Origin of the sequence: Ancylobacter sp. IITR112, assembly GCF_041415945.1 — a bacterium.
GTDB lineage: Bacteria > Pseudomonadota > Alphaproteobacteria > Rhizobiales > Xanthobacteraceae > Ancylobacter.
Genome location: NZ_JBGCUS010000002.1, coordinates 128979 through 142369 on the forward strand (window position 1 = coordinate 128979; position 13391 = coordinate 142369).

Here is a 13391-nt window from a genome sequence, read left to right on the forward strand (position 1 = left end):
GGAGCGAGGCAGCAGTAGGAGTATTTGGAGCATGAACATCGGTGAGGCAGCGAAGCGTTCGGGCGTCAACTCCAAGATGATCCGATACTATGAATCCATCGGATTGACGGAAGCCGCAACCCGGCAGGGATCGGGATATCGCAACTATTCGGACAATGACGTTCATGCGTTGCGCTTTATCCGTCGGGCTCGCGACCTCGGCTTCTCTGTCAAGCAGATCGGCGATCTTCTTGCACTCTGGCGTGATCGGGATCGCAGCAGCGCCGATGTGAAAGCGATCTCGCTCCAGCACGTGCGGGACCTGCAGGACAAAAAGCGGGCCATAGAGAACATGATCGCGACGCTCAGCAACCTCGCTCAGCATTGCCATGGCGACGGACGACCAGACTGCCCAATCCTCGCCACTCTCGCCGATGCGGACGTCGAACCGCGTGAGCCTCAAGCAAAGAGCCGTCCGAGCGCAGCTCCCATCGCTCCACTTGAAAGGGGTCATCCCGGGCGGATGCCCTCCCGTCGGACTTGACCTTGGAAAACGAAGAATAAGCTCCTCGCCCTGCCGCATCATCATCGATGGGGCTGGATCGATTCAAGCCTGACGGCGATGCTGGTTTCTTCGCCAGATCCTTCGAACTCGATTCTTCAATATCTCCGCGGCCGCGCACCGCGTCGCGGAATCATACTCAACTAGCAATGGCGCAAGATCTGCGCATCTGACTGGGCAGTGCCCGATCCGGCAGCCCGTCAAGCTGTGCCCATCGCCGACTTGGGTCGCGGCTTGCGCAATATCATCCCGACCAGATAGAGCGACATGAGCGCTCCGCCGAAGCAGAAGACGGAGATATAGGCGTAGGCAAAGAAAATGTATGTCACCGCAAGAACGCCTACGACCAGCAAGCCGAAGACCTTCACGGCACGGTCGCGCGACAACAGGAATGGAACCGTGACGAGCACCGCGTAAATGACATAGGTTGTTTCGCGCGTCACCACGAAATCGAGGAGATTGACATCCTGGTAGCGGACTGCCCGTGCGAGGAACGTGGTTGTCAACCAGCCCTCGTGCGCGAAATACGGCACGTATTGCAGTGCGCCTAGCATGCCCGCGGCGATGGCGAAGAATAGATAGAGGCTTCGGCGCCGCCCCTCCTCGATGAAGTAGGTCGAGACCGGCGCCCCGACCGGCCAGGCGAGCCAAGTAAAGAACATGTAGGCCAGAGAATACCGCGTCACGAGATCTTGATCACCCCACTGCCCGGCAGTCCATACGAGCCCTTCCGTCGCTTGTTGGACACCGAACAGAAAGGGTAGGGCAGAGATCGCGATGTATCTGCGATTGGTCTGCCAAGTAAGATAGGTGCTCAAGACTCCCGCAGGCATCAGAATGGCAGCGGCTGTGAAGCTCGCTTCTGCAGACAGGCACATCTCAGATCAAATCCTTACAGGACCTTTCCCCGAGATCCTCAGATCATCCTTGAACCCCGGTCCGGAGACGCTTTCAACAATCATGCGAATCGCATCATGCTCGTCCTGGGATCGAATATCGCCTGCGACATGCACGATCCCGCGCTCGACGGTGACAACGGGCTGGGCTGACAGCGCCGAAGCGGCTTCGGCGAGGCGTGCGACAATGGCGCGCCGCACGGCCTCGTCACCTCGGATCTCGGCATCAGGCTTGCCGGTCGCTATGACCTTCAAGAGGTCGGCTCGGCTGACGATGCCGACCAGTCGTTCCTTTCGCATGACCGGCAGGCGCTTGATGCCGTGCTGGTGAATCAGCGCTGCCATCTCGTGCACTGCGGTGTTCTCATCGATTGTGATGACATTCGTCGTCATGACATCGCCGACCTTCCAGCTACGGCTCTTCACGTAGGCTCTGGCCACCGCATCGGCGTCTTGCGAAAGATCGGGGAACGCCTCTGCGGTTCCGATCTCCGCGCGCCGCAGGAGATCGCCCTCGGTCACAATGCCGGCAAGCACGCCATCATCGGTGAGTACGGGAACCCCGCTCACATGTTCAGAGAGCATAATCTGAGCCGCGTGCCAGACGCTGTGCTCCGGACTCACTGTCGTCGGCACCGCTGTCATCAGATCCTTCGCGTTCATCGATCAGCCCACTTCCCTCTGCATTGCGGCATCCGGCATTGAGTATTCTTGAGGTGGTCCCCATTCGCCGGACATTTTGGCGGCTTCGCTAAGCTTGGTTCTGGTGTGTGTCACGCCGCCTTGTTGATGCCGTCGCAGGCCATGTGGACCTCCTCCGGCGTTCTGCCGCCGAGAGCCGAGTGGGGCCTCGTGCGGTTGTAGTAGGTGATCCATCGGCCGATCCCGGCGCGGGCCTCGGACCCGGTCTCGAAGGCGTTGAGGTAGATGCACTCGTATTTCAGGGACCGCCAGAGGCGCTCGATGAACACGTTGTCCATCCACCGGCCGCGGCCATCCATGGAGATCCGCACGCCAGCGTCCAGCAGCACCTTTGCGAAGCGCGGGCTGGTGAACTGGCTTCCCTGGTCGGTGTTGAAGATGCTCGGCCGCCCGAACCGGGACAAGGCCTCCTCCAGTGCCTCGATGCAGAAGTCGGCCTCCATGGTGTTGGAGAGCCGCCAGGAGAGAACCCTGCGGCTGTGCCAGTCCATGATGGCGACCAGATACAGGAATCCGCGCCGCATCGGGATGTAAGTGATGTCGGCGCACCAGACCTGGTCGGGCTCCTCGATCGCCATGGTGCGCAAGAGATAGGGGAAGATGCGGTGCTGCGGGTGGCGCACCGTGGTCTTCGGCCGCTGGTAGATGGTGGCCAGCCCCATGCGGGCCATGAGGCGCCGCACACGCTTGCGCCCAACCTCGTGCCCCTGCCGGCGCAGATGGCGCACCATTTGCCGCGAGCCGTACCACGGCGTCTCGAGAAACTGGCCGTCGATCGCCCGCATAATGGCAAGAGTCTCGGGGCTTTCGATCCGCGGCCCGCCGTAGAAAGCCGACCGGCTGATGCCGACCAGGGCGCACTGGCGCGTGATCGGTAGTCGGGGGTGATCCGGTTCGATCATGTCGCGTTTTGCCCCCACGCTCATCGCCCGGAGGCCCGACGCAAAAAATCCCGTTCCACCACCAGTTGGCCGATCTTGGCATGGAGCTGGTCGATCTCGCTCTCGCGGGCGGCGTCGGCCGCTTCCGCCTTGCCGGAGAACACTGCGGCCATCCCCTCGATGGCCTGCTTCTTCCAAGCGTTGATCATGGTCTGGTGGAGACCATGCTTCGCCGCCAACTGGGCCACCGTCTGTTCCCCGCGCAGTGCCTCCAGGGCCACCTTCGCCTTGAAATCCGATGAATATCGCTTCCTCTTCCCGGTCATCGGGCTCGTCCTTCCGTCAGGCCGAACCAAGCTTAACTCCCTGTCCGGATTTCGGGGACCACCTCATTCTCGGTATCCGGCCCACGTTCTCTACTTGGAATCGGTACAAGCAATCGGGGGCTTTTCCGCCCTTCGTTTCGACACAACGTGGGCCGCCACCGTCAGCGCATATAGGCTTCCGTCGCATAGCGGCGCATCATGCGCTGGCTGTTGAAGGTCGCGCCGATTTTGCTGATCGACTGCTTCATCATCCAGATCCAGCGCGCCCTGTCATTGCAATAGAGCGGAAGAACGACGGACTGCAGCTTGTCGAGAAGCGCCGAGGCGTCTCCTGCTCCTGGCGGATGTCCTTCGATTGCCCATCCGGTGACTCCCTCGATCCACCCTTCAATCCACCAGCCGTCAAGGACACTGAAGTTCAACACGCCGTTCAGCGCCGCCTTCATCCCGCTCGTGCCTGAAGCCTCCAGAGGCGGAAGTGGCGTATTCAGCCATATGTCGCTGCCAGAAACCATCGCAGCACCAAGTTTCATGTCGTAGCCGGGCAGGAAGGCCACGGGTACGACACCGGCAAGACGCTCGATGTACCGGTGAAAGCTCTCGATCAGCCGATGCCCGGGTTCATCGCGCGGGTGAGCCAGACCGGCCAGGACGACCTGGAACGGTTGGTCCTGGGCAATTGCCATCAATCGTTCGAGGTCGCTGAAAAGCAAATCCGGTCGCTTATAGGCCGTCATCCGCCGCGCAAGCCCGATAAGCGGAATATCCGCATGCATTAGCGTGCCGGTTGCATTCCTGACGTAATCGATGAGTTCGGATTTTGCCACCTGGTGGGCGTTCCACACATCCTCATCAGCCAATTGGTCCGCAAAGGCCAGGATCTCGGGCTCGTGGGCCCAATGCGGGAACCGCGCCACATGGAGTTCCGCCAGTGCCCGATGAGTCCAGGTGTGAGGATGAACACCATTGGTGATCGAGCGTATTTGATAGCCCGGAAACATCTTCCGGGTAGTCTCTGCGTGCCGCCGCGCCACGCCGTTGACGTAGCCGCTCAGATTGAGGGCAAGCTGCGTCATATTGAGACGGTCCAGCCCGGCCAGTTTCTTCAGCTCGTCGAGTTCCAGGTAATCCCCCAGGACGCTGTCGACGAGAGCGTAGTCGAACTTGTCAAAACCCGCCTCGACCGGAGTATGGGTCGTGAATACGCATTTCTCCCGAACAACGGCGCGATCGTACAGACTTCCCCCCGGAGCGAGGTCGTCGGACGCTCGCCGCGTTTCCCGAAGCAACTGCAGCGCAAGAAGCGCCGCATGTCCCTCGTTCAAATGGTAGGTCCGGATCGAGAAGCCGAGCGCGCGCAACGCGAGCAGGCCTCCGATTCCGAGCACGATGTCCTGCTTCAGCCGATAGACATCGTCACCGCCGTAGAGGCGGTCGGTTATTTTCCTGTCCTCAGCAGCGTTCTGGTCGAGGTCGGTGTCCAGCAGCAACACCGGAACGGCATGCCCGATCGGGCATTCCAGGCGGTAGAGCCTCGGCTGGATCCAGACGCTCCGCCCTTCAATGGAAATGGCCACCATGGCGGGAAGCGGATGTGTCGAGTCAGTTGGCGTCCACGGATTCGGCTTATCGATCTGCGCGCCATCGGCGCTCAGCTCCTGATGAACATAGCCTTCTCGGCTGAGCAAGGTCAGGAAGACCATCGGGAGGTTGAGATCAGCCGCTGAGCGGGCAGTGTCGCCGGCCAGGACGCCAAGCCCGCCGCTATAGGTGCGAATGTCTGGGCGGAGCGCGATCTCCATCGAAAAATACGCAACAGTCGTATGATGGAGGAAGGGCTCGAGGGCTTTCACGACGGTCCCCTATTCCCGTTCCTGGCCGGACATCACCGCAGCCCGACATTGCATGCGGGCTCGAACGCGGCCAAACCTGCTGCCTGCGATCGCCGGCCAAGGGCAGAGCACTCCGAGATCACGTTGCAGTATGCTCTGCCATGGATCTTGCCCGAACCGGCCGATGAGCACTATGAGGCCTTCTTCGCAGCCGCGGCGCTTTTCGGAGCACGTTTGCTCTCGGGTTCTGTCGATGTGACCTCGGCCTCGGCTCGCAGCCAATGCTCCAGATCGCAGCCATTCGGGCTGCCTTCGTCCACCCAGATCTCATATGCGCGGTGCTCGATCTTCAGCTTGAGAGCGCTGTCGGCAGACGTTTCCGGCTCTGTGCTCATCGTCTCATCTCTCCTTTTCGCGAGACATCGAGCCCGCCCAATACAGCTCTCCTGCGTTCCGCCGCGTGTCATTGATGCAGGTTAAAGATGGGCTCGGGCTCACCCAGCCCGAAGCCAAATGCGAAATGCGAGATGCAGCTTCGATGCTACCCGCTCCGGCGTGATCGGAGATCCGACAGAGTCCATCGCTTGTATTTGATTTTCATGTCTCGGCGCAATGTTGGGAAGAATCGACTTCGTGATTTCTTACGCAAAACTAAAAATGCGTTCCTGACGAAGCCTTACGGCAAGCCAACTCCCTAATCGCAATTAAGTTCTGGGCAGCCCCTGGTGGCTCGGCCTGTCCCCTCGAAGTTCATTTTCGATCGGACTCGATGCAGCGACGCGCCCGGCACGGTAGGGGACTTTCCGTACGCAACCTTGATTTGAGTTAAAGTTTGCGCCTCCCCGGACGCGCATCGTTCCCAGCGGGCGAGCGGTCGGATGGCACTATTGTCGGCGAGAGTAGTGTCTGCCCTGACGCTCAAAGAAGCTTCGATCGGTTATATGGCTTGGCTTATGATCTTAACCCGATTGGCCCGTTACGGACGAGAGAAGTACGGGAATGCGACTGATGGAGAATGAAAACAAGACTCCCGCCAAACGGGCGTTCAAATTCGATATCCTGTACTTTATCGCGGTTTTCTTCGCCGTTCTGCTTATTCGGGATTTGCTGGTTGGCCAGAACCACCTGAAGGTCATCCCTTACAGCGAGTTCCAGAGCCTGGTTGAAAAAGACGGCGTCACTGACCTGGTGGTTGGGCCGACCCAGATCACCGGTACTCTTAAACAGCCCGTCGACAAGGACGCGCCTCAGCATTTTTCGACCGTTCGCGTCGATCCCCAGATCGCTGAGGTCCTGATGCGCCGGAGTATTTCCTTCTCCGGGCAACCGGCGCCCGGCCTCTTCGAAAACCTGCTGTCGTGGCTCATGCCGGCGGCGATGTTCGTGCTGATCTGGATGTTTTTGTTGCGCCCGATGATGGCGGGGCAGCACGGCGGTCTGATGGGCATCGGTCGCAGTCGCGCCAAGGTCTATGCCGAGAAGGGTGTGAAGGTGACATTTGCGGATGTCGCGGGCGTCGATGAAGCCAAGCAAGAGCTTGCCGAAGTCGTCGGATTTTTGAAAGATCCCGCGACCTATGGCCGGCTCGGTGCACGGATCCCCAAGGGTCTGCTCCTCGTCGGACCGCCCGGAACGGGTAAGACGCTTCTGGCGCGTGCCGTCGCCGGGGAATCGGGTGTTCGCTTCTTCTCGATCACGGGCTCTGAATTCGTCGAGATGTTCGTCGGCGTCGGAGCCTCGCGCGTGCGCGACCTGTTCCAGCAGGCGCGCGAGCAGGCTCCGGCCATCGTCTTCATCGATGAGCTCGACGCGCTGGGCCGCGCGCGCGGCATCGATGTCCCTGGAGGCGGACACGACGAGAAGGAGCAGACGCTCAATCAGCTGCTCGCCGAGATGGACGGTTTCGATCCGAGCGTTGGGATCGTCGTCCTGGCGGCGACCAACCGGCCGGAGATCCTCGATCCGGCGCTGCTGCGGGCCGGCCGCTTCGATCGCCAGGTTCTGGTCGATCGTCCTGATCGTCAGGGCAGAATCGACATTCTGAACGTGCATCTGAAGAAGATCAGCGTGGCACCCGAGCTCGACGTTGCGGCGCTCGCGGCGCTCACACCAGGCTTTACCGGCGCCGATCTGGCCAATCTCGTCAACGAGGCCGCGCTTGTCGCCACTCGCCGCGGCGCGAGCGCCACCGTCCTCGACGATTTCACACAAGCCGTCGAGCGCATCGTCGCCGGACTTGAAAAGAAGAGCCGGATCCTTATTCCGCGTGAGCGCGAGATCGTCGCCCATCACGAAATGGGACATGCGCTCGTTGCCATGGCGCTGCCACAGACGGACGTGGTCCAGAAGGTCTCGATCATCCCGCGTGGTATCGCGGCCCTTGGCTACACGTTACAGCGTCCGACCGAGGATCGGTTCCTCATGAGCCAGTCCGAGCTGCAGGATCGCATGGCGGTTCTGCTGGGCGGTCGAGCTGCAGAAAGCTTGGTGTTCGACGAGATTTCGACGGGCGCAGCGGATGATCTCGTCAAGGCGACGGACATCGCGCGCAACATGGTGGTTCGGTTCGGCATGTCGAAGGAGCTTGGGCAGGTCGCCTACGAGCCGGAGACGGGCAGCTTCCTGGTCGGCCAAACCCCGGTTTGGCGCCCGCGCACCTACAGCGACGAGACAGCCGAAGCGATTGATCACATGGTGAAGGACCTGATCGATCGGGCCTTCCAAAAGGCCCACTCGATCCTTGAGCGCAACCGGTCGGTGCTCGACACCAGCGCGCGCGAGCTTCTTGCTCGCGAGACGCTCGGCCCCGACGATCTCGCCAAGCTGACCATGGGTCTTGAGCGCGAGGCGCCGCGGAAGCCCGGCCTCGCTCGGGTCGAATGATGCGGATCGGAAATCGCCGGATTGGCCTGCTCGACGGGCGCTCGCTGTTTATGGGAATCTAAGGTGCGCAGATCGTCCGTTGTTGTCGTTGCCGTATTGGTCGCCACCGCTGTGGCTGGCGCCTATGTCTATTGGCTCGGCACCCAAAACCGCGTGCCTGCGGGGTTGGCGCGGGTGAATGGAAGGATCGAGGTTGAGCGGGTCGACATCACCAGCAAATACGCCGGCCGTCTGGCTGAGGTGATGGTGGACGAGGGGGTCAACGTCAGCAAGGGTGATGTGCTCGCCCGGCTCGATACGAGCGAGATCCAGGCGCAATTGACGGCGGCGAGAGCCGCCGTGCACCGCAGCCACCAGAACGTGGCCAGTGCTGAAGCGAGTGTTGCGCTGCGCGAGGCTGAACTGAATCTCGCGCAGATTGAGCTCCAGCGTGTCGTCGATCTCATGCGGACGAATACCTCGACGCAGGCCGAACATGATCGCCGAACGGCGCAACGTGACATCTCAAGAGCCTCGCTGCAGACGGCGAAAGCCGCCGTCGAGGATGCCAAAGCCTCGGTTCAGGTCGCCGAGGCGCAGGCTAGCCAAATCGAAGCCGCCATCGCCGACATGACCTTGAGGGCTCCGGTATCCGGTCGGGTCGAGTACCGTCTGGCACGAACCGGAGAGGTTGTCGGCGCCGGAGGGCGGGTCTTGACCGTGTTCGACCTCTCGGATGCGCACATGACGATCTATTTGCCGACGGCGTCGGCTGGTCGTGTGGCCGTCGGTTCGCAAGCGCGGCTCGTGCTGGATGGTCCTGGCGGCTATGTCCTGCCGGCGACCGTGTCGTTCGTCTCCGCCGACGCGCAGTTCACGCCGAAATTCGTCGAGACGGCGAACGAACGCGAAAAGTTGATGTATCGCGTCAAGCTGCATCTCGATCCGGCCCTGGTCGCCTCCGAGCGGGGATATGTGAAGGCAGGCATGACCGGCGACGCCTATGTCCAGGTCACGGGCGATGCGCGTTGGCCGGACGAGCTTGCGCCGAGGCTGCCCAATGGAGGTTGAGCCCGCAGCAACCGTCAGCCTGTCGGGTGTCCATCACGCCTATGGGAAGGTGATCGCGCTTCGCGATCTCGCGCTTTCGATTGGAACTGGCTGCAAGCTTGCCATAGTCGGTCCTGACGGGGTCGGTAAGTCGACGCTTCTCGGGCTCATCGCGGGCGTGCGGCGCATTCAGCGCGGCTCCGTGAGCGTGCTGGGCGGCGACATGGCGTCGGCCCCGCACCGCAATGAGGCCGCGCCTCGGATCGCCTATATGCCGCAAGGCCTGGGGCGCAACCTCTACCCGACCCTCTCAGTGATTGAGAACATCGACTTTTTCGCACGGCTCTACGGCCAGCCGACGGAACGGCGGCACCGGCGCATTGATGAGCTCATGCGGGTCACCGGGCTATTCCCCTTTGCCGACCGGCCGGCTGGAAAATTGTCGGGCGGGATGAAACAGAAGCTCGGGCTGTGCTGCGCGCTGGTGCATGATCCCGATGTTCTCATCCTCGACGAGCCGACGACGGGCATTGATCCGCTGTCGCGCCGCCAGTTCTGGATGCTGATCGCGCGTATCCAGGCCGAGCGGCCGGCCATGACGGTGATCGTGGCGACAGCCTATATGGAGGAGGCGGGCGAATTTGATCGCATCGTCGCAATGGATGATGGGGCGATCATCGCCGACGGCAGCCAGGCAGAGCTTCTCGCCCGTACCGGCTCCGCCACGCTCGAGCAGGCATATATCGAGCTTCAGCGCCCGGAGCGGCGTGGTGCGCGCGCAGCACCATCCGTGCCGCGTCTTGAGCCGGATGGCGGGCCGCCGGCCATTGTGGCCGAAGGCCTCACGATGCGCTTCGGCGATTTCACTGCGGTCAACCATGTGAGCTTTCGGATCGAACGGGGCGAGATCTTCGGCTTCCTTGGCTCAAATGGCTGCGGCAAGACAACCACTATGAAGATGCTAACCGGGCTGCTGCCGGCGACGGAAGGACACGCCGAGCTCCTGGGAAAGCCGGTCGACGCGCGTGATATTTCTACCAGGACGCGGATCGGCTACGTCTCGCAAACCTTTTCATTGTACGAAGAGCTCTCCGTGCGGGGCAATCTCGAACTGCACGGGCGACTCTGTGGCATCGACGGCAAGGAGCTTGTCCAACGTGTCGAGGAAGCTCTCTCTCGCTTCGAGCTCACTGATGTTGCGGAAACCCTGCCGGACGCGTTGCCGTTGGGGATACGCCAGCGGCTTCAGCTGGCGGCGGCGTGCCTGCATCGGCCGGACGTCCTCATCCTCGATGAGCCAACTTCAGGCGTCGATCCAGCGGCCCGCGACCGCTTCTGGAGCCTTCTGGTGGAGATGTCGCGACGCGACGGTGTCACCATCTTCATCTCGACGCACTTCATGAACGAGGCCGAACGCTGCGACCGCATCTCTCTCATGCATGCGGGTCGGGTGCTGGCCGTCGGCGCGCCGCACGACCTTCAGACCGCGCGCGGCGCGGAGAGCCTCGAAGACGCCTTCATCGCCTACTTGGAAGACGCGGCCGCGACGGGACCTGATACTGAGGCCGCCAATGGCGCGGCCCGGTTCGTTGAGCCGGCTGCGTCTGGTCTCGAAGATGGCTCCATCATGCCGCTGAGATTGCGCCTGGCCTCTGTGAGACGAATCTGGACGTTTGCGCGACGCGAGGCGCTGGAGCTCAGCCGGGACCGCATCAGGCTGGCCTTCGCGCTGCTCGGGCCACTCCTGCTCATGGCTGCCTTCGGCTACGGGATTTCATTCGACATCGAGGGCTTGCGCTACGCTGTACTCGATCGCGACCAATCGCTGGAAAGCCGGTCGTTTCTCGACCAGTTCTCGAACTCCCGGTACTTCATAGAGCAAGCAAGGCTTGACGATGAGTTCGGGATCGATCGGCGCCTGCGCGCCGGCGAGCTGAAATTTGCCGTCGACATCCCGCCCGGCTTCGGTCGCGATCTGTTGCAAGGTCGCCGTCCTGAAGTCGGGTTCTGGCTCGACGGCGGCAACACGTTCCCCGCCGAAACCGCCCGCGCCTATATCCTGGGGACGGTTCAGACCTATGCCGGCGAGCTTGCACGCGGCTCGCGCAATGCCAATGGACGACCAGCGGAGACGCTGCGGGTCGAGCCCAGGTTTCGCTACAATCAGGATTTCCGCAGCGTCTTCGCGATCACCCCCGGCTCGATCATGCTGCTGCTAATCATCTTTCCCGCCATGCTGACAGCCCTCAGCGTCGTCCGGGAGAAGGAGATGGGCTCGATCGCGAACGTCTATGCGTCTCCGGTGACCGTGAGCGAATATCTGCTCGGCAAGCAGCTCCCCTATGTCGCGATCGGGATCTTGAGCTATCTCAGCCTTCTTGCCTTCGCCGGCGGTGTCCTGGGCGTCGTGCCGAAAGGCTCGATGCTGGCGCTCTCCGTGGCAGCCCTCGTCTATGTCTTCGCCGCCACGGCCTTCGGCCTACTGGTATCGGCATTCGTTTCGACCCAGGTGGCTGCGATTTTCGGGACCGCCATCCTTACGGCGATGACGGGGGCTCACTACTCGGGATTCTGGATCCCAGCCTCCTCGCTCGAGGGCCCCGGGCGCATCATGGGCTTGTCGTTCCCTGCGCTCTGGTTCCAGACGATTAGCCTCGGGGTGTTCGCCAAGGGGCTCGATACGGCGGCCTTCACGCACGAGCTCACTGTTCTGGTGGGTTTCGCGCTGGCGTTCCTGCTGCTCGCGAGGCTGTTGATCCGCAAGCAGGGAGCCTGATGATGCGACGGTGGATGGAGAACGCCTTCCGTCTCGGCATCAAGGAGTTCGCAAGCCTTTCGCGCGACGTCGTGATGGTGGTGCTCATCGCTTACGTCTTCACCTTTGCTGTCTACTCCGAAGCGACAGCCATGCGGACGGATGTCAATGATGCTAAGGTGGCCGTCATCGACGGCGATCGCTCGGCTCTATCGAGTCGGATTAAGGATGCGCTGCGGCCACCCTATTTTCGCCCACCGGCCGACATCGATCGCTCGAGCCTCGATGGCCTGATGGACAAGGGCGCCTTCACCTTCATTCTGGACATCCCGCCTGGGCTGGAAGCCGACTTCCTGGCCGGTCGCAGCCCGGTCATCCAGCTCAATGTCGACGCGACCAGCATTTCCCTGGCCGGGGTCGGTACGGCCTATATTCAGGAGATAGTCGCACAGGAGACAACGAGCTTCCTCAAGCAAGCCCCTGCCGCAACGCTCGCTCCGGTCAGAGCCGTGATCCGCGCCCTATTCAACCCGAATCTCGAAGCGATCAGCTTCACGGCGAGCATGGGCGTCATCAACAACGTCACCATCCTCGCCATTATTCTGGTCGGGGCCGCAGTGATGCGCGAAAGAGAGCATGGTACGATTGAGCATCTTCTCGTGATGCCAGTGAGCGCGAGCGAGATCATTGCCGGAAAGATCTGGGCGAACGGGCTTGTCATCCTTCTAGCGGCCGCCTTCTCGCTTCATGTCGTGGTCGAAGTCGTTCTAAGTACATCGATCGTCGGCTCGATCGAACTGTTTCTCGCAGGGGCGGCAATCTATCTCTTCGCCGTGACGTCGCTCGGCATTCTGCTCGCCACGGTCGCGAATTCCATGCCGCAATTTGCGCTCCTTTCCATCCCGGTATTTGTCTTGATGTTCCTGCTGTCCGGCTCCTTCACGCCATTCGAGAGCATGCCGCAAGCGCTTCAGGTGATCATGGACCTCTCGCCGTCCACGCATTTCGTGCGCTTTGCGCAAGCGGTGCTCTACCGTGGCGCAGGCATCGATGTGGTTTGGCGCGACCTTCTTATCATGGCCGGCCTCGGCGCAGCCTTTGTCGCGATTGCGCTCCATCGCTTCAAGGCCATGCTGACGCGCCAGTCGTGAGCATGGCCATAGGTGACATCGCTGCGTGCCAATGTGAAGCGTCCGCAAAGGCAATCGCGAGATCACAGGGATTGGGCTGTTGCCCGCCGCGCAGACATCCCGTCGCTCGAAGCCTTCAATACGCGCGAGCGAAGATCTTCGCTGAGCGCTCGTGTCATCGTCCTCCTGATCAATGTGGACGATGAATCAGTCAACCGGAACACGGAGTCTGGGAGGCATCGCATGCAAGAACGATGCGCGCCCTAAGGATGCCGGTCCTTAATCGAGATTAAAGATGCCTGACCGGCCCATCGGCTAACCTTAGACAATCACGAAGTGGGAGGGCATGAGCGGCATGAGGCGAAAGCGCCCTGCATGCAGCCCTCTGTCGTCATGTCCCCAAGCAGGAGCCATCG

The 13391-nt window shown here is 61.5% G+C and carries 10 protein-coding genes; 5 read left to right on the forward strand and 5 right to left on the reverse strand.

Annotated features, from left to right (window positions below; all coding sequences use genetic code 11):
- Positions 1 to 31: 31 nt before the first annotated feature.
- Positions 32 to 523, forward strand: coding sequence for a Cu(I)-responsive transcriptional regulator (cueR, locus tag AAC979_RS22205; RefSeq protein WP_371349160.1), 492 nt, complete (start codon positions 32 to 34; stop codon positions 521 to 523).
- Between the two features lie 218 nt (positions 524 to 741).
- On the opposite strand, the gene AAC979_RS22210 is transcribed toward cueR, so the two are convergent.
- The 5 genes from AAC979_RS22210 to AAC979_RS22230 all read right to left on the reverse strand — a co-directional run bounded on the left by AAC979_RS22210 (position 742) and on the right by AAC979_RS22230 (position 5573).
- On the reverse strand, positions 742 to 1419 hold the full coding sequence (locus AAC979_RS22210; RefSeq protein WP_371349161.1) for a DUF6629 family protein: 678 nt from the start codon (positions 1417 to 1419) through the stop codon (positions 742 to 744).
- 6 nt (positions 1420 to 1425) lie between these two features.
- Entirely contained in the window at positions 1426 to 2100 is a 675-nt protein-coding gene (locus tag AAC979_RS22215) for a CBS domain-containing protein (protein WP_371349162.1), read from the reverse strand.
- A 110-nt stretch (positions 2101 to 2210) separates the two neighbouring features.
- A protein-coding gene (locus AAC979_RS22220; protein WP_371345425.1) for an IS3 family transposase occupies positions 2211 to 3346 on the reverse strand; the annotation gives its coding sequence in 2 pieces (ribosomal slippage) (positions 2211 to 3091 and positions 3091 to 3346; 1137 coding nt in all).
- A 161-nt stretch (positions 3347 to 3507) separates the two neighbouring features.
- The gene (glgP, locus tag AAC979_RS22225; protein ID WP_371349255.1) at positions 3508 to 5148 is read right to left on the reverse strand and encodes an alpha-glucan family phosphorylase; all 1641 of its coding nucleotides are present in this window, start codon (positions 5146 to 5148) and stop codon (positions 3508 to 3510) included.
- A 221-nt stretch (positions 5149 to 5369) separates the two neighbouring features.
- Complete coding sequence (locus AAC979_RS22230) at positions 5370 to 5573, reverse strand: DUF2934 domain-containing protein (RefSeq protein WP_371349163.1); 204 nt, start codon at positions 5571 to 5573, stop codon at positions 5370 to 5372.
- Positions 5574 to 6177: 604 nt separating this feature from the next.
- Here AAC979_RS22230 and ftsH point away from each other — a divergent pair.
- The 4 genes from ftsH (at position 6178) to AAC979_RS22250 (ending at position 12996) form a co-directional block, all read left to right on the forward strand.
- Positions 6178 to 8061 (forward strand): ATP-dependent zinc metalloprotease FtsH, encoded by a 1884-nt coding sequence (gene ftsH, locus AAC979_RS22235; RefSeq protein ID WP_371349164.1) that lies wholly within the window; start codon positions 6178 to 6180, stop codon positions 8059 to 8061.
- A 63-nt stretch (positions 8062 to 8124) separates the two neighbouring features.
- Positions 8125 to 9111, forward strand: coding sequence for an HlyD family secretion protein (locus AAC979_RS22240; RefSeq protein WP_371349165.1), 987 nt, complete (start codon positions 8125 to 8127; stop codon positions 9109 to 9111).
- Complete coding sequence (gene rbbA / locus AAC979_RS22245; RefSeq protein ID WP_371349166.1) at positions 9101 to 11866, forward strand: ribosome-associated ATPase/putative transporter RbbA; 2766 nt, start codon at positions 9101 to 9103, stop codon at positions 11864 to 11866. Before AAC979_RS22240 ends, rbbA begins: the two co-directional genes overlap by 11 nt.
- Positions 11867 to 11880: 14 nt before the next feature.
- Entirely contained in the window at positions 11881 to 12996 is a 1116-nt protein-coding gene (locus AAC979_RS22250) for an ABC transporter permease (RefSeq protein ID WP_371349167.1), read from the forward strand.
- Positions 12997 to 13391: the final 395 nt, after the last annotated feature.

Coding starts and splice junctions, on each gene's coding strand:
- rbbA (WP_371349166.1), top strand. CDS start 9,101: ATGGAGGTTGAGCCCGCAGCAACCGTCAGCCTGTCGGGTGTCCATCAC.
- AAC979_RS22230 (WP_371349163.1), bottom strand. CDS start 5,573: ATGAGCACAGAGCCGGAAACGTCTGCCGACAGCGCTCTCAAGCTGAAG.
- glgP (WP_371349255.1), bottom strand. CDS start 5,148: ATGGAGATCGCGCTCCGCCCAGACATTCGCACCTATAGCGGCGGGCTT.
- AAC979_RS22210 (WP_371349161.1), bottom strand. CDS start 1,419: ATGTGCCTGTCTGCAGAAGCGAGCTTCACAGCCGCTGCCATTCTGATG.
- ftsH (WP_371349164.1), top strand. CDS start 6,178: ATGCGACTGATGGAGAATGAAAACAAGACTCCCGCCAAACGGGCGTTC.
- AAC979_RS22215 (WP_371349162.1), bottom strand. CDS start 2,100: ATGAACGCGAAGGATCTGATGACAGCGGTGCCGACGACAGTGAGTCCG.
- AAC979_RS22250 (WP_371349167.1), top strand. CDS start 11,881: ATGGAGAACGCCTTCCGTCTCGGCATCAAGGAGTTCGCAAGCCTTTCG.
- cueR (WP_371349160.1), top strand. CDS start 32: ATGAACATCGGTGAGGCAGCGAAGCGTTCGGGCGTCAACTCCAAGATG.